The sequence below is a fragment of the Arthrobacter sp. K41 genome (genome assembly GCF_059089645.1).
This window is the reverse complement of sequence record NZ_JBNHEW010000001.1, coordinates 223,311-243,152: the sequence shown is the minus strand read 5'-3', so window position 1 is coordinate 243,152 and position 19,842 is coordinate 223,311. Positions and strand designations below refer to the sequence as shown.

The window sequence follows — 19,842 nt, the reverse complement described above, 5'->3', positions numbered from 1 at the left end:
ACCCGGCCCCGGCGGCTGGGACCCCCAGCTGAGCCGCTTGTTTTCCGCCGGCGACGAGACAGCGCTCGCCGAAGCGTACCGCCAGTTCTCTCCCCTGGTGTACACACTGGCGCTCCGGGCTCTGAGGAACCGCACTGCAGCAGACGACGTCACGCAGGAAGTCTTCATCCGCGTCTGGAAATCACGGTCGGCGTTTGATCCCCGCAGGGCGGAATTGCCGGCGTGGATTGTGGGCATCACCCGTAACGCCGTCACCGATGCCCTGAGCGCGTCTGCCCGGGAAAACCGGAAAGTGTTTGCGGCCGCGGAACTCCAACCGGAGGCGGAGGACGCAGCGGCCTCCGCCTCCGCCGAAGTCCTGGCCGACCGGCTGCTGCTGGACGGGGAGCTTGACCGGCTCGGCGAACCGCAGGGTTCCATCATGCGTTTGGCGTTTTACGATGACCTGACCCATGACCAGATTTCACGGCAACTGAATCTTCCGCTTGGTACGGTCAAGAGTCACATCCGCCGCAGCCTTAGCCATTTGAGACACAGATTGGAGGTGGATCATGCAGCACCTTGACCCCGAAGTCCTGAGCCTGTTCGCCCTGGACGAGCCCGTGGACACCCGCAGCACCGACCACCTCCGGTCCTGCCCCGAATGCGCAGCCGAGTACGCCGCACTCCGGCGCGCCGTCAACGCGGTCCGGACCACCCCCGACGCCAGTTCCCTGGAGCGTCCGGGCGCGAATGTCTGGGAAGGAATACACCGCACGCTGGGACTCTCCGACACCGTCGCGGCCGACCCGCTTGGCCCGGCCCGCACTGCGGAGAAATCCGTTGCAGAACCGCAGCCGGTCCAAACACCGGCCAAGGTAACGTGGCTTCGCCGTCCGGCGACGTGGCTTGCAGCTGCTGCCGCCGCCGCAGTCATCACCACCGGAGTTGTTGTGGCCGTCAACCAGACGGTCGCCCCGGTTCCGCTTGCCTCGGCACGCCTGGAACCGCTGGACCGGTTTTCCGCCACGGGTTCAGCCACGGTGACCGAAACCAGCGACGGTTCGCGGACCATCGAGGTGCAGCTGGATAAGACCGAAGCCCGGGGTTACCAGGAAGTCTGGCTTATTGCCCCGGACCTTTCCCGGCTGGTCAGCCTGGGCATCATGAATTCCTCGTCCGGCCGCTTTGACGTTCCGGCAGGGCTGGACCTTTCCGGCTACCCCATCGTTGATATTTCCGATGAACCGCTGGACGGCAATCCGGCGCACTCCAGCGTGAGTATCGTCAGGGGCACCCTGAGCTCCTGACCGGCTGGTGTCCAGCCATGGCGCCGGCGCCGCCGAGCGGGTACAACTTATTCATGACGTCGCCCCTGGTGCTCGGCCCCATGATGCGGTTCGTGGATGAAAACTCGGCGAGTATCTGGGTGGAAACCCGCAGCGCCGCGGAGGTCACGGTCCGCGGTAACGGAACCAGGTGGGCCGCCCGTACCTTCGCCGTTCACGGGCACCACTACGCGCTGGTGGAGGTGACCGGGCTGGGGCCTGGAACTGTCACCCCCTACACCGTCGAAGTCGACGGGACCCAGGTGTGGCCTGATCCGGAATCCGACCTGCCGGCGTCGAAAATTGCCACCCTGGCTCCCGGCAGGCCCCTTCGCCTGGCCTTCGGCTCCTGCCGCACCAGCATCCCCCACGATGCCTCCGGAAACCGAAGCCACGGCGTCGACTCCCTGCGCGCCTACGCCCTGCAGATGGCCTCCGACGACGGCACCCCCTGGCCGGACCTGGTGGCCTTCCTGGGCGACCAGGTGTACGCGGACTCAACCAGCAAGCACATGCAGGAGTTTATCCGCTCCCGGCGGGACATCAAGGAAGCGCCGGGAAAGGAGCTCAAGGACTACGAAGAGTATGCCCACCTCTACTATCTGGCGTGGTCCGACCCCGCCAACCGGTGGCTGCTGTCCACCCTGCCCAGCAGCATGATTTTTGATGACCACGACATCCGTGACGACTGGAACGCATCCCTCACGTGGAAGCAGGACATGGCCGCCACCCCCTGGTGGCGGGAACGGGTGGTCTCCGGGCTGGCGTCGTACTGGGTCTACCAGCATTTGGGGAACCTGTCTCCGCAGGAACGATCCCGGGACGCCCTGTGGCAGCAGGTGGTTCACCATACCGGCGACGGCGAATTGGACATCAGTGCCGAACTGGACCAACTCGTGGAACGGGCTGACGCCGACCCCGGGACCTACCGGTGGAGCCTCTGCCGCGACTTCGGCGACACCCGGCTGATTGTGGTGGACTCCCGTGCGGCCCGGGACCTTTCGCCGGACCGAAGGGCACTGCTGGACGAGGTCGAAATGGGCTGGCTGGACGACAGCATGCGTGGCGGTTTCCGCCACCTCCTCATCGCCACGTCGCTGCCGTTCCTCCTGCCGATGGGATTGCACCACGTGGAATCCTGGAACGAGGCCATTGCCGAGGGCGCGTGGGGACGTCTGCCGGCCAAGGGCGCAGAAAAGCTGCGCCAGGCATTGGACCTGGAACACTGGGCGGCCTTCCAGAAAAGCTTCCAGCGCCTCGCCGCCCTGGCCAGCGAGGTGGCGGACGGCAAGCGCGGGGACGCGCCGGAGGCCGTGGTGTTCCTCTCGGGGGACGTCCACTTTTCCTACGTCTCCGAAGTGCAGCGGGCAACCGGGAGCAGGATCATCCAGGCTGTCTGCTCGCCGATCCGTAATCCGCTGCCCCGGCTGATGCGGTTTGTCACCGCCATCTCGTCCTACGGGCTTGCGGCATCGCTGGGGGCCCTCGCGGCGCACTCTGCCAAAGTCCCGGACCCGCCCTTCAACTGGTCCGGCATCAAGGGGCCTTGGTTCGACAACAACCTGGCCTGCCTTGAGGTCACGGCAAAAGGCCTGGACCTGTGGTGGCAGAAAGGCGTGGTGGAAGGCGGTGACCAGCTCCACCCTCGGCTGAAGCGTGTCGCGTCGCTCACCATTACGCCCAGAAGCACCACTCCCAGGAAAGCGGAACAGCACGCGCCGCAGGCGCCTTGAGCCCGCCGAAGTCCCAGGATCACCTGCCCGCCCCGGCAGCGGCCAGGTTGCCGGGCACGGGATCATGGCGGATGTACTGACGGCTGAAGGTGCCGGTCCCCGCCGTTAGGGCACGCAGTTCCACCGCATATTTCAGGAGTTCCTGGTCCGGCACTTCGGCCGTGATTTCGGTCCGGTCCCCGCCGGCGGAGGTGGTGCCGGTAAGGCGGCCGCGGCGCCCCGAAAGGTCACTCATCACGGTCCCCACATGTTCGTCAGGGACGCTGATCGCCACGGAGGAGACAGGTTCCAGTAGCTGGATTTTGCCCGCCGCTGCCGCTTCCCGCAGGGCAAGGGCACCGGCTGCCTGGAAGGCCGCGTCAGAGGAGTCGACGCTGTGCGCCTTGCCGCCCACCACCGTCACACGCACATCCACTACCGGGAAGCCGGACGCAACGCCTCTCTGCATCTGCGCACGCACGCCCTTCTCAACGGAAGAGATATAGGTGCCGGGAATCACGCCACCTACCGTTTTGTCCAGGAATTCGAAGCCGGATCCCCTCGGCAGGGGCTCAACTTCGATGTCGCAGACGGCATACTGGCCGTGGCCGCCGGATTGCTTGACGTGGCGCCCGTGCCCTGCGGCGCGGGTGGAAAAGGTTTCCCGCAGGGGCGTCACGACGTCCACGGTGTGCAGCTTGACGCCCTGGTCCCGCAGCCGGTCCAGCACCACTTCGGCGTGGGCCTCCCCCATGCACCAGAGGATCAGCTGGTGGGTTTCGGCGTTCCGGTCCACCCGCAGCGTTGGATCGCCGGCCGCTACCTTGCCCAGGCTGCGGGCCAGGGCATCCTCGTCACCATGGGAATCGGCTTCAACGGCCACCGGCATCAGCGGTTCCGGCATCTCCCAGGTGGCCAGCAGCAATGGCTGGTCCTTGGCCGAGATGGTGTCTCCGGTCTCGGCGCTGCCCAGCTTGGCTACCGCGGCGATGTCGCCGGCGATACAAAAGGGCACCGGCCGAAGCGTGGCTCCGAGGGGTGAGTAGAGGTGGGTGAGCCGTTCGTCGGTGTCGTGGTCCTGGTGCCCGCGGTCAGCCAGGCCGTGTCCGCTTACGTGTACCGGCGTGTCCCCCCGCAGGGTTCCGGAGAACACCCGGACCAGGCAGACGCGGCCCAGGAAAGCGTCCACGGTGGTGCGGACCACCTCGGCCGCCAGCGGCCCCTCCGGGTTGCAGGCAAGGGTCCGGACGGGCGCTCCGTTGAGGTCCGTCGCCCGCGGCAGCGGCCGCTCCGGTGGTGACGGAAACGCCTTGGTGAGCAGCTCCAGCAACTCCGCCGTGCCCAGCCCGGTAAGCGCGGAGGCCGGCACCGCCGGGAAGAAGGAGCCGCGGGCGACGGCGGTCTCCAGGTCTGCGATGAGCACGCCGGCGTCGATGTCCTCGCCCCCAAGGTAACGCTCCATCAGCGTTTCATCTTCGCTTTCCGCGATGATGCCCTCGATCAGCTCGGCACGGGCAGCGTCCGCTGCCGCGATCTCCTGCGGCTCCCCGGCACGCGCTGCGCCGCCCGGGGTCTCGGGGGCATACTCAAAGACCGTGCCGGACAGCAGGCCGAGGAGGCCGCTTACCTCCCCGCCGGCCCTGACGGGGACGTACAGCGGGAGCACGGTGTCGCCGAACGCTGCGCGGCAGGCGGCCAGGACGCCGTCGTAATCAGCGCGGGGGTGGTCCAGCCGGGTGATGACCACAGCGCGGGGCATTCCCAGGTACTGGCACTCCTGCCAGATCGCTGTGGTGCCCGCGTCCACGCCGTCAACGGCGGAAACGGCGAAAAGGACGGCGTCAGCAGCGCGAAGGCCGGCCCGTAGCTCACCGATGAAGTCCGGGTAGCCTGGAGTATCGAGGAGGTTGATTTTCATGCCTGCTACCGGCAGCGGGACCACCGACACTGCCACGGAGCGTTGCTGGTGGATGGCGGCGGGATCGGAATCGCTCACGGTGGTGCCGTCAACCACGGAGCCCTTCCGGGTGATCATGCCATTGGCCTCAAGCAGGGCCTCGACCAGGGTGGTTTTGCCGGCACCGGAGCGGCCCACGAGTGCTACGTTCCTGACCATGGCAGGGTCCCGCGGCGAGACCGCGGCGGAACCGTTGCCGGGCCGGCCTTCCGGCCCGCCCCGTCCTGCAGTACCTGCTGCGTCCTTGGTGCCTTTCACGGACATCGGAACCTCCTGGCGTCTTTGCCTGGTTGTTTGCTACTTTTCGCGGGCCTTACGGGTGGCGGCGTCGTTCGCCTTTTGCAGCGCTTTGACGAGTTCGTCCTTGTCCATTTTTGAGCGGCCGGCGATCTCCAGTTCCCGGGCCCGCTCCAGCAGGTGTTTCTTTGTGGCATTTGCGTCCACGCCGCCGGCGGTGGGCTCGGCTGAACCGGGTCCCTTTTCCGCCCGCTTGTCCGAGGGCCCGCGTTGCTCTTTGGGCTCCCAGTGGTCCCCCACTTTTTCGTAGCTGTGTTTCAGGGATGCGTAGGCGGTGCGGGCAGCGCGGCTTTCGTCCTGGTCGTAGGACTCCATTGCGGAATCGTAGGTTTTGGCGAACGTATCCTGCGCTTTGCGGTCCGAGCGCTGCAGGGTTGAGGGAAGCTCGTCCTTGCGGGCGTGGTGGTTTTTTCCCGTCTTCGGCATTGCACTCACCGCGCTTTCGTCAGCAGGCTGATGGTCCGGACACACCAAGCTTAGCCACGCCGTGGTTGGCTTGTCTGCTGCCGGTCCCGGCCTGCCGGGCCCGTCCGGGTTCCGGCATCAACCCAGCTCCGGCCAATGGTCGGGGTCGTAACCGTAGAGGCGCGGACGGCGGGGCTTATCTTCCGGCGCGGCAGCAGGAGCTTCTGCCTGCTGTTCCTCCTCTGCCTCGCTGGCAGCGTTCTTCTTCGCGTCCCCGTTGGAACTGTCGTGCCGGTCCTGGCTCTCAGCCATGAACACTCCATTCCCCCCAATGTTGCGGTCCGGCTGCTTGAACCACTGAAGCCCACCCTAACGGCCCCGAAGGCGGCAGAACATGTCACTTTTGCTCAAGAAATGGGCAGTTTCGGGCCGCCTGGCGGGAACACGGCCGCACCTGCACCGCCGCGTTTCAGCTTGGCCCGGTGCGGTCCAGCGCGTCGAGCAGGCGCCGGACCGAACCGCCGAGGTTCCATTCAGTGGCGAGGCTTTCGAGTTCTGCGCGGGCCTCCCCCGTGACGGGGTGCAGCCGTGCGCCTGCTTCCTCCAGCGAAGGCAGGGTGAGGTCCCGCACAAGGCGGACGACGGCGGGCGCGGCCATGAGGTAGTCAGCGGCAGCCTCCAGCTTGGCCCGGACGGGTGACGAGAGGCCGCTGTGCGGGTCCGCTGCAGCTTCGAGCAGGTTTTCGAGGGTGCCGTATTTCAGGAGCAATGATGCTGCCGTCTTCTCGCCGATCCCGGCCACACCCGGCAGGCCGTCCGATGCGTCACCGCGAAGCGTGGCGTAATCGGCGTACTGCTGGGGCAGCACGCGGTACTTCCCCACCACCACCGCTTCGGTCATGATCTCAAGGTTCCTCATGCCGCGTGCGGTGTAAATGACCCGGACCTGGCGGGCGTCGTCGCAAACCTGGAACAGGTCGCGGTCCCCGGTGACCACGTCGACAGGAAGCCCGGCCTGGGTGGCGTAGGTGCCCACAACGTCATCGGCCTCATGGTCGGCAGCACCGACGACGGCGATTCCGGCCAGGCCGAGTACGCGCCGGATCATGGGGAGCTGCGCCTCGAGTGCGTCCGGCACCACCTCAACGTCGGGGGCGTCCGTGTTGGTCTCGGCGACACGATGCGACTTATAGGTGGGAACCAGGTCCACCCGCCACTGCGGCCGCCAGTCATCATCCCAGCACGCAATGAGATGCGTGGCCCCGTAATCCGTCGTCAGCCGCGCGATCATGTCCAGGAGTCCCCGAACGGCGTTAACGGGTGTCCCGTCTGCCCGGCGGATCGAGTCGGGCAGGCCATAGAAGGCGCGAAAGTACAGCGAAGCGGTGTCGAGCAGCATCAGGCGGTCAGGCATACCCTGATCCTGACATGGAATGCGGCTGCTGTGGCGGCAGCGGCGCCGTTCCCACTGGCACAGGAGCATGAACAGGGCGACAATAACCTCGTGTTCCTTGCACGCAGGGGCCGGGCCGCCGAACCGATGAACTCCGCGGCCCGCAGGATCCAGCGCATCTACCTGACGCTGACGCTGGGCAATACGCTCGCGGCCTCGTTTATCTGGGGCGTTAACACGCTGTTCCTGCTGGATGCGGGCCTGAGCAATCTCGAGGCCTTCGCCGCCAACGCGTTCTTCACAGTGGGAATGGTGATTTTCGAGGTTCCCACCGGTATGGTTGCGGACGGCTGGGGGCGCCGGGTTTCGTTCCTGCTCGGCACCGTGACGCTGGCGGGCTCCACCTACCTCTACTACCTGCTGTGGCAGTTCTCCGCCCCGTTCCCGTTGTGGGCGGTGGTATCGGTATTGCTTGGCCTGGGCTTCACGTTCTTCTCTGGCGCCGTTGAAGCCTGGCTCGTGGATGCGCTGCGCTATTCCGGGTATGAAGGCGGGCTGGAAGGCGTCTTCGGGCGCGGTCAGATGGTCTCCGGGGTGGCGATGCTGGCCGGTTCAGTTGCCGGCGGCATGATAGCCCAGGCCACGGATCTTGGCGTGCCGTTCCTGGTGCGCGTGGGGGTGCTGCTGGCCATGTTCGCGGTCGCCTTTTGGCTGATGCACGATGTCGGGTTCACCCCTGAGCGCTCCACCCACCCACTTCGGGCAACACAGGCAGTACTCTCCGCTTCCATTGAGAACGGCCTGAAAATCCCGTCCGTACGGTACGTCATGCTGGCCGCCCCCTTCAGTGCCGGCGTCGGGATTTATGTCTTTTACGCCCTGCAGCCCTACCTGCTGGAGCTCTTCGGCGACCCACGCGCTTATTCAGTAGCCGGACTGGCGGCGGCCATCGTGGCCGGTGCGGAGGTGGTGGGCGGCTGGCTTGCACCCTACGTGCGGGCCTGGTTCCGCAAGCGCACATCCGTGTTGATCCTCAGCGGCAGCATCAGTGCCGTCCTGCTTGTGGTGCTCGGCTTTACCCGGGTGTTCTGGGTGGCTTTGGCCCTGTTGACGTTGTGGGCCGTCATTGATTCCGCTGCCACCCCGGTCCGGCAGGCCTATGTCAACGACATGATCCCGTCCAAGCAGCGCGCCACCGTGCTCAGCTTCGACTCGCTGATGGGATCCAGCGGCGGCGTTGTGGTTCAGCCGGTGCTTGGCAGGAGCGCGGACCTGTACGGCTATCCGATGTCACTGGCTCTCGCCGGATTCTTCCAGAGCCTCGCGGTTCCGTTCCTGGTGGCCAGCCGGCGGCAGGGTTCTCCCGCTGACCGTGCCACCGCCGCAACGGATCGTCCGGACAAGGGATCAGCCGGGGAACCCCTTCCCTAAAGCGTGGCGGGGACGTGCGCCCTCGCGCGGAAGCTAGGAAGCCCAGTCGGAGTCGCCGAAAACCCGGCCGCGGAAATGCGCCCGCAGGTACTCGCCCACAACAGCGGCCCCGAGTCCGCCGAGGTCGGGCGCGACCACCCGGCCGCCCACCCGCCGCGCCATCCGCTGGACGAACCGCTCTAGGCTGGGGTCATCACCGAGCCGGAAAAACGTGGCCTGCGTCCCCGCACGCCCAAGCCGGTCCAGCTCAGCGACCGTGACGCGGATGGTTTCCGGATCTGATGGCCAGCAGAACCACGGCTCACCCTCCGGCAGCAGATGCGCTGTCGGTTCGCCGTCGGTCACCACCAGGAGTACAGGCTGCATGGACGGGTGCCGGCGGAAGAAACGGCCGGCCAGCAGCAGCCCGTGATGCAGGTTGGTCCCCTGCTCCCGCCGGACAGGCAGGGCCGTCAGTTCACCGATATCCATCGACTGAGCCTGAAGGCCGAACGTGATGAGTTCCAGCCGGTCGCCGCGGAAGCGGGTAGAGACCAGGTGGTGCAGGGCCAGGGCGGTGCGTTTCATCGGCACCCACCTCCCCTCGGCCGCCATGGAGAATGACACGTCGACGAGCAGGACGACGGCGGCCTGGGTCCGGGCCTCCGTCTCACTGACTTCGATGTCAGCCGCCGTGAGCTTGAGCCTGCTCCCGGGGTTGCCGCCGTCGGCTACGGTCCGGCTGATTGCGTTGGTGAGGGTACGGGTGACATCCCACGGCTCCGCATCGCCGAACTCCCACAGACGGCTGGACCCGGTTTGCTCCCCGGCCGCTCCGGCCACGCGCGTGTCGCGCCGCCCCTGCCGGCCGGAGAGCTGCTTTGCGGTGTCACGCAGCAGCGACCTGCCGAGCCGCCGCATTGCCTGCGGTGACAGCCGGAGGTCCCCGTCGGTACCCCGCTTCAGGTAGCCGCCGTCCTGCATGGCGCGTTCAATTTCTGCGAGCGTCCGGGCGGTCACGGCGGCGTTCTGCCCCAGTTGCCGGGCGAGGGCATCCAGATCCAGGTCGCCGAGGTTTGATCCGTTGTAGGACTGGGACAATTGTTCAGCCAGTCCGTCCAGTTCGGCGATGTCCTGCAGCACCCCGGTGCCGTCGCCCAGGCCCAGGCCTTCCTGGCCCTCGAAGCCTTCGGAGCCGGTCCAGTCCTCGCCGGGGCGCAAGGCGCGCAGGCTCGAGTCGAGTTGATCAAGCTGGGCCATCAGTTGGGGTGATCCGAAAGCCTGCGCGGACAGCCGCATTAGCTCATCGCGCTGCTCGGCGGACATGGACTGCAGGAGCCGCTGGGCCGCGGCCGCGCGTTTGGCGAGGGCGTCGATCAGTTCCTCGACTGACCGCGGGTTTTCCGGGAAAAAGCCGCCGTGCCGGGCCATAAACTGCTCGAAGTCGGCGTCCGTGTCCTCACCGCGCCGGTGTTTGTCCAGCAGGCCGTTGAGATCCTGCAGCATCTCGGCCACAACTGCCCGGTCTTCGTCCGTGGCGTTTTGAAGCGCCTGCTTCATCCCGGCGAACCGCTGGTCCAGGACCTCGCGGCCCAGCAGGTCCTTGATTTGTTCGTAGGCTTCGCGGGCGGTGCTGGACTGCCAGTCGTACGAGGCGAGCTCGTTGACGGCAGCCGCCGTGGATGCCGGCAGGTTTTGGAGCTGCATTTCCCGGAGGGCGCGGTCGGTGTTGTCCATCATGGCGTCGCGGGCCAGCTGCTTGCGTTCTTCCAGGACTGCCGTTTCCAGCAGCTTTTGCACCTCGTTCAGGGTGCCGTCCAGCCGATGCCTGCCCAGCAACTCACTGCGGCGCTGCCGGACACGTCGGGCCAGATCGTCCAGGCCTTCCAGGTTACGGCCGCCGCGCCGCAGGAACTCCTGTAGCGCGTGGCGGGGCGAGTAACCGGCCATGACGTCCTCGGCGACAGCGTCGAGGGCCTCGGCGAGGCCAACGGGCGGCGCGAGCGGATCGGGTCCGCCGGCGTACCTGCCATATCTGGCGGAGTGGTGATGGATGGCCATGTCGCCTCCTGGTTCTGCTTCCGGCCGCGCCCAAGCTAGCTGTAAATGGTTTCCTCGTCGTCGGATTCCTTGGAAATCCGGCGGGCGAGGTAGAGCCCTTCCAGGGCGAGTTCGATGGCGGCGGCGCGCTGCCCCCGGTTGACCGCCCCGAGTCGCCCGCTGATCTGCTCGTAAAGTCCCGATCCGTTGAGGGACGGCAAATTTTCAAGGAACTCCTGCGCCGTGACGTGTTCGCCGGTTGTGACGGTGATGTGGCCGTCCAGGGCGGCGACGAGCGGGCCCAGGTCGATGCCGTGATAATGCGCCCGCACTGTTTCAGCGGTGGCGGTACGGAGGAGGTGTGCCAGGATGTCCTGTTCCCGGCCTTCCTCTCCCGACTCGAACTCGATCTTGCCTGTGAGGACATCCACGGCTGCGCCCAGGTCAACGATCCGCGCCACTGCTTCTTCCTCACCCCGGACACTGGCCCGACGAAGTGCTGCCGCGGCGACGGTCTCGGCCCCTGCGATGCCGAAGCGCGCTGACACTCCCGAGGTCTGGTTGACCGCCGGGGACTGCCGGAGCGCGCGGGTGTAGCGGGCCAGGATCTCAAGGATGACCGGCGGAACATCGGCCACCAGCTGGCCCTCCTGCCGGATGACCGCTACTTCGTCGTCCAGCTCTATCGGGTAGTGCGTCCGGATCTCCGCGCCGAACCGGTCCTTCAGCGGCGTGATGATCCGGCCGCGGTTGGTGTAGTCCTCCGGGTTGGCGGACGCGACGACGAGCACGTCCAGCGGCAGCCGCAGGACGTAGCCGCGGATCTGGATATCGCGTTCCTCCATCACGTTGAGCATTGCCACCTGGATTCGCTCGGCGAGGTCCGGCAGTTCGTTGATGGCGATGATTCCGCGGTTGGAGCGGGGGACCAAACCGTAGTGGATGGTTTCGGGGTCGCCCAGGCGGCGGCCCTCAGCCACGCGCATCGGGTCCACGTCCCCGACAAGGTCGGCAACGGAGGTGTCCGGCGTCGCAAGCTTCTCCACGTACCGCTCGGAGCGGTGGCGCCACGCCACCCGCAGCCGGTCCCCTTCAGTGAGCGCCCGGGCCCGGGACTGCTCCGTGATCGGCCCATACGGGTGCTCGTTCAGTTCCGAGTCCTCGATGACCGGGGACCACTCGTCCAGCAGTCCGGCCAACGTGCGCAGGAGCCGCGTCTTGCCCTGCCCGCGCTCCCCCAGCAGGACCACATCGTGGCCGGCGATCAAGGCGCGCTCAAGCTGGGGAAGGACCGTCCGGCTGAAACCGTACAGCCCCGGCCAGGGGTCCTGGCCGGAGGCGAGCGCCGCGAGCAGGTTGTCGCGGATCTCGCGGCGCAGGTCCTTCTGGACGTGGCCGGCGGCACGCAGTTCCCCAAGGGTGAAAATATCGGGTCGATCAGTCACCCCTCCACGGTAAGCCCCACCTGTGCCGCGAATCGAGGAAATTTTTGACCGCTGCCTGCCACCTTCCTGTCCGGCTGCCGTGAGGCTTGGCCAGACTTTCTCCCCGGCGACTGACTGCCCTGCCGCATAACCGTTACGAAACCGGTTTATCAGGCCTGACTCTGACTGCCCTGCTGGTCCGGGGTGTTGCCGGCGTCGGTGGGGGCGGCGCGGTGGTCCACGGCAGCTGTCAGTTCATCGATCCGGTCCAGCGCCGAGTTCAGCTGCTGGACAGTGGCCCACAGGACGGGATGCTCTTCGCGGATCTGCTCAAGGGTGGCACCGGCGGACCGCAGCGTTGCCAGGTCGAAGCTGACGTTCGTACGCGCCCCGGTTACTGCTGCCCGAAGGGCGCCGAAAGCAACCACGACGTCGGCGATCAGCGCCGGGTTACCGTTGGCGGCAAGCCAGCCGAGGTCGTCGATGGCTTCAATAGCCCTTTCGCCCAGCACTGCGGAAGCTTTCGCGGCGTTCACGGACGCTTCGTGGATCGCGTCGTCGCGTTCCCGCCCCGGCTCCAGGCGGAAAGCTGCGCCGAATGCTTCGGAGGCGGCAGCGTCGTCGTCGGCCAGTTGCAGGGCGGTCTTCCGGAGGAAACGCGCCCGGGCGTGAATATCGGCCAGCTCCCCTGCCTGATCCTGGCTTGGTTCCGAGTAGCCGGCCACCATTGACGCCAGGGACGCGGCGATGGCGAGCATGACTCCTGTTCCTGCCCCTCCGCCCGGCGAACCTTTGGACTCTGCCAGCGCCTGTGTCCATTCCTCAACTGTGGAGCCTTGGGTTGTTACCGCTTCAGATTCAGCCATGGCACCTATTGTGCCCCTTGTTCCGGAGGATCTTGAGCAGATTTTGGGCGAACCCAAGCTAATTCCTGATTCTTGTTGAGCAGGATCAAGGCAGGTGCCCCCGACTAAATGAGAGTAAGGTGACATGTCATGACAACGGATGATCCTCTGTCAGGACCTCCTGGCGGAGACGAATCAGACCGGGCAACGCCGTCGATGGGTACTCTGGTGATCCGCACCTGGAACGAACCCGACCAGGCGCCGGGGTTTCGCGCAAGGTTGACTTTCAGCCAAGTCCCCACAGCTGACCCGGCCACCGTTTATGCGGTCGATCCGGAGGAAGTCCTCAGGTTGGTGCGTCAATGGGTTCTGTCCCAGGCCGAGCCCCCGCGGGAGGTTTAGGCAGATTCCGGTTGGTTGGCCCGTGACGCAATTTCCCTTGCGAGGCGCCGCAGATCCTCCGAAGGCACAAGACCCAGGTCCTCCTTCAACCGGCATTGGAACTTTTCATAGGCCCGAAGCGCGGCAGCGCTGTTTCCCTGGCGCCGTTCGGCCTCGATGAGCAGTCCAACCGCGCTCTCACGAAGCGGCTCAAGGGCCAGCGCGGCCTCCGAAGCCTGCAGCGCCGCCTCATAATCGCAACGGACCAGCGACTGTCGGGCGATCAGGTGGTAGGCGTGGAGCCGGTCCTGCTGCAGCCTGTTCTGTTCGAAAAGCACCCAGTCCTCATACCAGCCGGGGAGCAGTTCCGCTTCCCGTAGCTGCTGAAGAAGGAAGGCGGCATTCCCGTCGAGCCCGGCCTGCCCCAGTTCCCGGATCCGGGTTCGAAGCCTGTGCAGGTCCACGTCCACCCGTTCGCTCAGGGACAGTACTGAACCGCCGTTGACCAGCAGGCCCGGCACCTGCCGCGAGATGAGGTGTACGGCAACACGAACGCTTTCGAGTGCCTTTTGCTCGGCAATTTCCGGCCACAGCAGGCCAGCGAGAAAGCTTCGGGGACGGGGACCATGGATGGCCAGCGCGGTAATAAGCCGCTGTTGCCGCGTGGCGACGTGCAGGACCTCGCCGTCCTGGCGAAGCTGCCACGACTGCAGCAGCCTCACATGAAGACCATAGCCGTTATTGCCCATGGGTACCCCCGAACTCCAGCGCAGGGCTGGAACAGATGCAACAACCACTTTCCGCAGTCCGCGCCGGGCTGTCAATGATCGATGCCTTCTGAGACCAGTTGAAGTTTCCTTCACGCGTGCAAGCCCAGGGACCTCCCCGGCCTGTTGCCCGGGCAGAAGCGGGCGGTCTATGGACTTCCCGCTTGGGCCGGGGCGGCCGCGTCACGCGTGGTGGTGCGGATCCGGTACAGGCTGCTGGTGGCGGTGATGTAAAGGTCCTTACCGTCCGGGCCTCCGAAACACACGTTCGATACCCCCTCGGGCACGTTAATGGTTCCGAGGAGCTCGAAGGACGGCGAATATATTCGTACCTCCTGGCCGGCCGAGGTCCAAATCCTGCCTTCGACGTCAACCCTTAATCCGTCAGCGGCGTGGCCTTCCTCAAGCTCGAGAACGGCTCCGCGGGGGCTGCAGGCGGCACCGGCCACATCGTAGGCTGCGATCCTCAGCGGAACGCCGAGACCCGGACCGGCCGTGTCCGCAACGTACAGGACCGATTCGTCCGGTGAAAAGGCCAGTCCGTTGGGGTACACGAGGTCCGTGACCGCAGCCTCAAGGGTCCGGGAGGCGGGCTCGAAGCGGAATACGTAGCAGCCTCCGTATTCCTGCTCTCCCTCGTGCCCTTCCCTGGTGCCCGGAAGAATCCCGTACGGAGGGTCCGTGAACCAGATGCTGGAGTCACGTGCAATAACCACGTCGTTCGGTGAGTTCAGCCGCCGGCCCCGGAAGGAATCGACGAGTCCTGTCACCGTGCCGTCGCGGTCCCGCTCAACCCGGCGGCGCCCGTGGCTGCATTGCACCACGCTGCCGTCACCATCTAGGGTCCGGCCGTTCGTGAACTCGACGCCGGCTGCGTATTCGCTGGTGATTCCCGTGGCGGGGTGGAACTCGAGGATGCGGTTATTGGGGATGTCGCTCCAGCGCAGGCTCTGGGACGCCGGCACCCAGAGGGGGCCTTCCGCCCATGCCGACCCGGTGGCCAGGCGCTCCAGCCGGCCTGTCGTCAGTTCATCACCCATCGGACCTCCTTTGCCTCCAGTTCTCCAACCATGCGTTGGAGATTGTTTCGCAGGCAGCACGACGGCGCGCCCGGAATATGGAAACGATAGCGCGGCAGGAGGTGTTGGCCGTCAAACGCCGCAGCGGGGCCACCGGCAAGGTGGCCCGCTGCGAAGGATGATAAGTGTCGGCGCTCCTGCCGCGCACGCCGGTGTCATGGAGTCAGTGGCGGCTGCGCCCCTTCTCGGAGTCGACCACCTGGACCGCGGTGGCCAAAGTACCGTCAGCAAGGCTGCCCCAGGCGTACACGATGGTGTTCTTGCCGCCCTCCACGGTGATGTTGGCCGGTCCGATCACGGGGTTGGTGGTCCCGGCAGCGGCAACGGAAGCCGAAATGGTTCCGGCCTTCAGCTTCAGGGTGGCTTCGTCAGGATTGTTGAGCTCCTCAATCGCTGCTGTCCCCCCTGCCAGGACGTCAACGGAGGGCGCCGCTGCTACGTGCCTCACCGTGAGCTTGCCCTTCGCGTTGTTGCGGGGAGCCTTGGTGTCATTGGTGAAGAGCGTCGCTGTTGGGACGCCGTCAGCGTTGAGGTGGGCCACCGCCGTATAGTTTTCCCCTTCGTCGAGTTCGACAGTAACGGGCCCGATCACCGGATTGCTGGCGCTGGTGGCGTCTGCGGCGGTGATGGCGATTTCGTAATCGCCGGCGGAGAGTTCCAGCGGGCCGGCCAGGCTTCCGGGCGTGAAGTCGTCCAGGGTGCGGTTTCCATCCACCCATACGTCCACAGTCGGGCCGGGAACACCGTGCAGGACCGAGAGTTTTGACAGGTCTTCGCCGTGGTGGTGCCAGCCGCCGGCCTGTGCCGGGCCCGCCAAGGCCAGTACGGCCGCGAATGAGAGTGCTCCGGCAGGGTAAATCTTGTTGCGCATTTCAAACTCCTCAGAGGGACGCCCGGGGGACGGGCTGTGCTTGTGCGGACACCTCTACTACCGGAGCAGCAGCCTCTGTGGATGCAAACTGTAGAACTTTTTGGTGCGCTGGCCTGCCCTCAGGCCCGGCTCCTGCCTGGCGGCCCGTCAATCACGGTAGGAACGTACTCGAGCAACTGAAGGCGGCCGTCAAACGTCCTGCTGTCCACCATCTCCAGCGAGACATCCGGGTAGCCATCGTAAATCCGCTCCTGCCCTGTTCTGCCGGTGATAACAGGGAAGACGACCAGCCGGAACCTGTCCACCAAACCGGCGGCCAGCAGGGAACGGCAAAGGCTGATGCTGCCGAGGGTGCTCAAGGGCCTGTCCCCGGTCCACTTCATTTCCCTCACGGCCTCTACAGCGTCCCCGGCGATCAGCTCCGAGTTCGGCCAGGCGAGGGGCGCCTGCAGGGTGGAGGAGAAGACAATCTTGGGCACGGCGGCCAGGCCGGAGAGGCTGGCCCCCTCCTCCTCTGAAAAACCCGAGCTGTTGGCTGCGGCTTCTTCCGACATGCCGGACATCAGCCGGTAGGTGTTCGCGCCCATCAGGAAGGTGTAGTTCTTCTGCCCCTCCTGCTCGAGCCACGCAAGATATTCCGGCCCCTCCAGACCCCACCACCCGGGCCATCCAACGGCCGAGGCATACCCGTTCAGGGAAATGATGAACTCGACCATCAGGCCCGCCGAGGGCGCCTCTGTCTCATCCATGACCGTCTCCTTTGATGGCAGGTGCGGGCGCTGCTATCCCTGCCGTGAGCGGGCCCTCAAGGGGTACGCGGGTTCGGGACTGGCGTTGCCGCTGTTTGCCGCTGAAGCGGTTTATAAGCAGCCGGGATCCCGGGGAGCTAGGCGAAGCGCACCGGGTCCCATTCAAGGATCCGTGGGACAGCCAGCCCCTCGACCACAAACGGATCATCCTCGATGAACCGTTCGGCATCCGCCCGTGAGGAGAAGATTCCCATAGACGACCCGGCCGGATCCGGTGTCAGGAAGGGACCCAACGCAAGCAGCCCGCCGCCGTTTGCGTGGAACGCCTCGAAATAGGCCTGATGGCGGGGGTAGGCTTCCATAACCCGTGATCGGTCAACGCCCTCAGCGAGGCTGTACATAACGATGGACTCCATGCGGCCGATCCTACCTGCCGCCGCCCCCTCAGGCGGCAGGTAGATGCATACCTTTCGGCCGCCGTCGAACGCTGTTAGCGGTGCAGGAAAGCCCACAGATACAAGGAACGACGGCGGTATACCGCCGTCGTTCCTTGTATCTGTGCGGGCATCCCCCGGGTTCTACCGCCGGGCAGGATGCGTTGGCCTACCTCGCGTAGGTGGCGAAGTTCTGGGTCGCCACCAGCTGCGCCCCGTAGGGTGAGCCGGCGGAGAGCCTGGCTGAACCAAAACCGAAGTCCGTCAGGCTGGCGTTGAGCATATTGGCGTTATGTCCAGGAGAGGCCTTCCACGCTGCGAAGAGCGCGTCGGCGTCAGCGTTCACTGCAATATTTTCCGCGGTACGGGTCCAGCCGGACGGGATCTGGCTGGATGCGTCAGGATTGTGCCGGAAGCCGGAGCGGCCCTGGGCGTCGATGTCCGCCTTCATGGTGTTTGACCAGTTCTGGGCTACGGTTTCCAATCCCGCGTTGTACCGCAGCGCGGCAAGGCCGTTGGCTGCGCGGTACTCATTGACAAGCGCGAAGGAGCGCTGGGCGACGGCGTTGGATGAGGTACCCGTTGCGGCAGGCGCTGCCGGGGCAGGCACAGCCGGGGCGGGTGCGGGCGCCGGTGCGGCCGGAGCCGGCCGGGCCGGAGCGGGGGCCGGGGCCGGAGCGGGGGCCGGGGCCGGAGCGGCAACCGGTGCTTTAACCGGGGCGGCCGGGGCTGGAGCCGGAGGTGCAGCCACAGGCGCCGCTGGGGCTTCGGGAGCTGCTGCCGGGGCCGCAGCGGGAGACGACGTTGCGGGCGCTGGTGCTGGAGCGGCCGACGCAGGAGCACTGGCGGTGGGTTTGGCCGCGGCCGATGGAGCCGCGGAAGCCGACGCGGCACCAATGGATGACGGGGACTGGATAGCGGCGGCAGTCCACGCGGGCCAGTCAAAGGGCCAGGAAAAGGTGCCCGCCGAAGCGGAACCGGCGGTCAGCAATCCGCCGGCCAGGACGAGGACGGTCAGGGAGGCAGCGACATGTTTCTTCTGTTTTCGCATCAGAAGACCGTATCCGCTGCTCCGGTCCCCCTGCATATTGCGTGACGCCACTCACTGCGGACACGCGGGCGGGGGCGCGGGCAGGGGTTTGGCCGGCTACTTTCTGCTGTATATCGGCTGGAAGTTCAGCATCGGGCGGGCACCGTCCCGGACCAGCATGGCGCCGTCGCTGATGGTGGCGGTAGCTTTGGGTTACCTTTCCTTCACAGCAGCCGAGGTACCGGAGGTACCGCTGATGCCTGGCCTGTCCACATCATTGGTCCTGATTGCCCTGCTTGCTGTGGCAGCGCCCCTTGCGGCCCGCTTCCTTGACCGCGTAGTCAAGGTACCGATTGTGGTGTTTGAGATTGTCCTCGGTATCCTGCTTGGTCCCAGTCTGTTGGGGTGGATCCAGTCGAGCCAGTTCACCGATACGCTGGCTGACTTTGGGCTGGCCATGCTCTTCTTCGTTGCCGGTAATGAGATTGATTTCGCTGTGATACGAGGCCGCCCCGCGAACCGTGCAGCCCTTGGCTGGGTTGTTTCACTGGCGGCCGGCGTTGGGGCGGGTCTACTTGTGGCTCCCGCGCCGGAAGCTGCGGTGATTATTGGAGTCGCCTTGTGTTCGACTGCCTTAGGCACGCTGCTGCCCATCCTTCGCGACGCCGGCGAGTCCAGGACGCGTCTTGGTGTCGCGGTTACTGCTTTGGGTGCTGCCGGGGAGTTCGGTCCCCTGGTGGCCATCTCGCTGTTCTTCAGTGGGAGGGAGCTGGGACCGGCAACGGCGGTCCTGGTCGGGTTTGTTATCCTCACGGGGCTGGCAATTTATTTTGCCTCCCGCGCGCGGCACTCCCTGCTCCACTCCCAGGTCACCAAGACCCTGCACACCAGCGGCCAGTTCGCCGTCCGGTCCATCATGCTCATTCTCAGCGTGCTCGTTGTGTTGAGTATGGTGTTGGGGCTGGACATGCTGCTGGGCGCGTTCGCCGCCGGAGTCCTCTGGAAGGTCGCCATCGCGAGGGCTCCCGAACACGACCGGCATGTCATTGAAATGAAAATCGACGCCATCGCGTTCGGGTTTCTGGTGCCGGTCTTCTTTATCAATACGGGCATCGACTTCGACCTGAGGGCGCTTACCGGTAACCCTGCCGCCCTCGCGTTGGTCCCCTTGTTCCTGGTCCTCCTGCTCATCATCCGAGGTCTGCCGTCGCTGCTGGCCGCTCCCCCTGGCTCAACCCCCGCCGGCAAGCGTGCCATCATGCTGTTCGGGGCAACGGGGTTGCCCATTGTCGTGGCGGTGACAGCCATAGGCCGGGACGAGGGGCTCATCCCAAGCGGCGTTGCGTCCGCGCTGGTGGGTGCGGGAATGCTGTCTGTGCTCCTGTTTCCGTTGCTCGCCCTGGGTCAGCTTCAACGGAGTCCCTCGGGCACGTCACCGCGGGACTGAACTTCTACGCCGCGGAGGAAAGCCAGGCCGCTGGCGGCCAACTCGTCCTGGCTCGGTGCGAGCGGCCGCCAGATCGAGGCGGCGACGGCGATGGCGGCATTATCTGCAGTGAAACTTTCTATGTTCACCGGTCCGCTGTAGCCCACCTCGTCCAAAGCCTGCAGAAAGCGCGTTCTTTTCCGCCAAGGGATAAACGACTGCCAGCTATCAGGGCAATAAGCGCAGTTTCTGACAATAAACACGTTCCGGGCAAAGCTTTGCCGTGAAGAATCTTTGAATAAAATTCTTCTGGTC

19 protein-coding genes are annotated in these 19,842 nt (G+C 65.8%); 5 read left to right on the top strand and 14 right to left on the bottom strand.

All coding sequences use genetic code 11. The features are described 5' to 3' along the window. Positions 1–28 precede the first annotated feature (28 nt). The 3 genes from AC5RTE_RS01115 to AC5RTE_RS01105 are packed head-to-tail and all read left to right on the top strand — an operon-like array spanning position 29 to position 3,040. A complete protein-coding gene (locus tag AC5RTE_RS01115; RefSeq protein ID WP_494040124.1) occupies positions 29–565 on the top strand; it encodes an RNA polymerase sigma factor in 537 nt (178 codons plus the stop codon). Continuing rightward, the gene (locus tag AC5RTE_RS01110; RefSeq protein ID WP_494039577.1) at positions 552–1,289 is read left to right on the top strand and encodes an anti-sigma factor domain-containing protein; all 738 of its coding nucleotides are present in this window, start codon (positions 552–554) and stop codon (positions 1,287–1,289) included. The genes AC5RTE_RS01115 and AC5RTE_RS01110 overlap by 14 nt, the downstream gene beginning before the upstream one ends. A gap of 53 nt (positions 1,290–1,342) precedes the next feature. Further along, positions 1,343–3,040 (top strand): alkaline phosphatase D family protein, encoded by a 1,698-nt coding sequence (locus tag AC5RTE_RS01105; protein ID WP_494039576.1) that lies wholly within the window; start codon positions 1,343–1,345, stop codon positions 3,038–3,040. 19 nt (positions 3,041–3,059) lie between these two features. On the opposite strand, the gene AC5RTE_RS01100 is transcribed toward AC5RTE_RS01105, so the two are convergent. The 4 genes from AC5RTE_RS01100 to AC5RTE_RS01085 form a co-directional block, all read right to left on the bottom strand. After that, positions 3,060–5,240: an elongation factor G-like protein EF-G2 gene (locus AC5RTE_RS01100; protein WP_494039575.1), complete on the bottom strand. Its 2,181-nt coding sequence runs from the start codon at positions 5,238–5,240 to the stop codon at positions 3,060–3,062. A gap of 33 nt (positions 5,241–5,273) precedes the next feature. Then, positions 5,274–5,699 carry a ChaB family protein gene (locus tag AC5RTE_RS01095; RefSeq protein ID WP_494039574.1) on the bottom strand — a complete coding sequence of 142 codons (426 nt, stop codon included), beginning with the start codon at positions 5,697–5,699 and terminating at the stop codon, positions 5,274–5,276. A 117-nt stretch (positions 5,700–5,816) separates the two neighbouring features. After that, a complete protein-coding gene (locus AC5RTE_RS01090) occupies positions 5,817–5,990 on the bottom strand; it encodes a hypothetical protein (protein WP_494039573.1) in 174 nt (57 codons plus the stop codon). A gap of 157 nt (positions 5,991–6,147) precedes the next feature. Then, positions 6,148–7,092 carry a 5'-3' exonuclease gene (locus AC5RTE_RS01085; protein ID WP_494039572.1) on the bottom strand — a complete coding sequence of 315 codons (945 nt, stop codon included), beginning with the start codon at positions 7,090–7,092 and terminating at the stop codon, positions 6,148–6,150. Between the two features lie 126 nt (positions 7,093–7,218). On the opposite strand from AC5RTE_RS01085, the gene AC5RTE_RS01080 reads away from it, so the two are divergent. Beyond that, complete coding sequence (locus AC5RTE_RS01080; protein ID WP_494040123.1) at positions 7,219–8,502, top strand: MFS transporter; 1,284 nt, start codon at positions 7,219–7,221, stop codon at positions 8,500–8,502. 33 nt (positions 8,503–8,535) lie between these two features. Here the strand turns inward: AC5RTE_RS01080 and AC5RTE_RS01075 are convergent, their stop codons facing one another. From AC5RTE_RS01075 to AC5RTE_RS01035, 9 genes are all read right to left on the bottom strand, one after another. Next, positions 8,536–10,542, bottom strand: a complete 2,007-nt coding sequence (locus AC5RTE_RS01075) for a vWA domain-containing protein (RefSeq protein WP_494039571.1) — start codon at positions 10,540–10,542, stop codon at positions 8,536–8,538. 35 nt (positions 10,543–10,577) lie between these two features. Beyond that, positions 10,578–11,966: a sigma 54-interacting transcriptional regulator gene (locus AC5RTE_RS01070; RefSeq protein ID WP_494039570.1), complete on the bottom strand. Its 1,389-nt coding sequence runs from the start codon at positions 11,964–11,966 to the stop codon at positions 10,578–10,580. A 149-nt stretch (positions 11,967–12,115) separates the two neighbouring features. Further along, the gene (locus AC5RTE_RS01065; RefSeq protein WP_494039569.1) at positions 12,116–12,811 is read right to left on the bottom strand and encodes a cyclodeaminase/cyclohydrolase family protein; all 696 of its coding nucleotides are present in this window, start codon (positions 12,809–12,811) and stop codon (positions 12,116–12,118) included. Between the two features lie 377 nt (positions 12,812–13,188). Further along, a complete protein-coding gene (locus tag AC5RTE_RS01060) occupies positions 13,189–13,893 on the bottom strand; it encodes an AfsR/SARP family transcriptional regulator (protein WP_494039568.1) in 705 nt (234 codons plus the stop codon). Positions 13,894–14,087: 194 nt separating this feature from the next. Next, entirely contained in the window at positions 14,088–14,978 is an 891-nt protein-coding gene (locus tag AC5RTE_RS01055) for an SMP-30/gluconolactonase/LRE family protein (protein ID WP_494039567.1), read from the bottom strand. Between the two features lie 202 nt (positions 14,979–15,180). Further along, the gene (locus AC5RTE_RS01050; protein WP_494039566.1) at positions 15,181–15,888 is read right to left on the bottom strand and encodes a DUF4397 domain-containing protein; all 708 of its coding nucleotides are present in this window, start codon (positions 15,886–15,888) and stop codon (positions 15,181–15,183) included. A 119-nt stretch (positions 15,889–16,007) separates the two neighbouring features. Further along, positions 16,008–16,637, bottom strand: coding sequence for a dihydrofolate reductase family protein (locus AC5RTE_RS01045; protein WP_494039565.1), 630 nt, complete (start codon positions 16,635–16,637; stop codon positions 16,008–16,010). Positions 16,638–16,774: 137 nt separating this feature from the next. Next, positions 16,775–17,053 (bottom strand): YciI family protein, encoded by a 279-nt coding sequence (locus AC5RTE_RS01040; RefSeq protein WP_494039564.1) that lies wholly within the window; start codon positions 17,051–17,053, stop codon positions 16,775–16,777. Positions 17,054–17,240: 187 nt separating this feature from the next. Continuing rightward, positions 17,241–18,122, bottom strand: coding sequence for a CAP domain-containing protein (locus tag AC5RTE_RS01035; protein WP_494039563.1), 882 nt, complete (start codon positions 18,120–18,122; stop codon positions 17,241–17,243). Positions 18,123–18,210: 88 nt separating this feature from the next. Between AC5RTE_RS01035 and AC5RTE_RS01030 the strand changes: the two genes are divergently transcribed. Next, positions 18,211–19,548, top strand: a complete 1,338-nt coding sequence (locus tag AC5RTE_RS01030; protein WP_494039562.1) for a cation:proton antiporter — start codon at positions 18,211–18,213, stop codon at positions 19,546–19,548. Here AC5RTE_RS01030 and AC5RTE_RS01025 read toward each other — a convergent pair. After that, positions 19,512–19,676 carry a hypothetical protein gene (locus AC5RTE_RS01025; protein WP_494039561.1) on the bottom strand — a complete coding sequence of 55 codons (165 nt, stop codon included), beginning with the start codon at positions 19,674–19,676 and terminating at the stop codon, positions 19,512–19,514. The genes AC5RTE_RS01030 and AC5RTE_RS01025 overlap by 37 nt on opposite strands. Between the last annotated feature and the right edge of the window lie 166 nt (positions 19,677–19,842).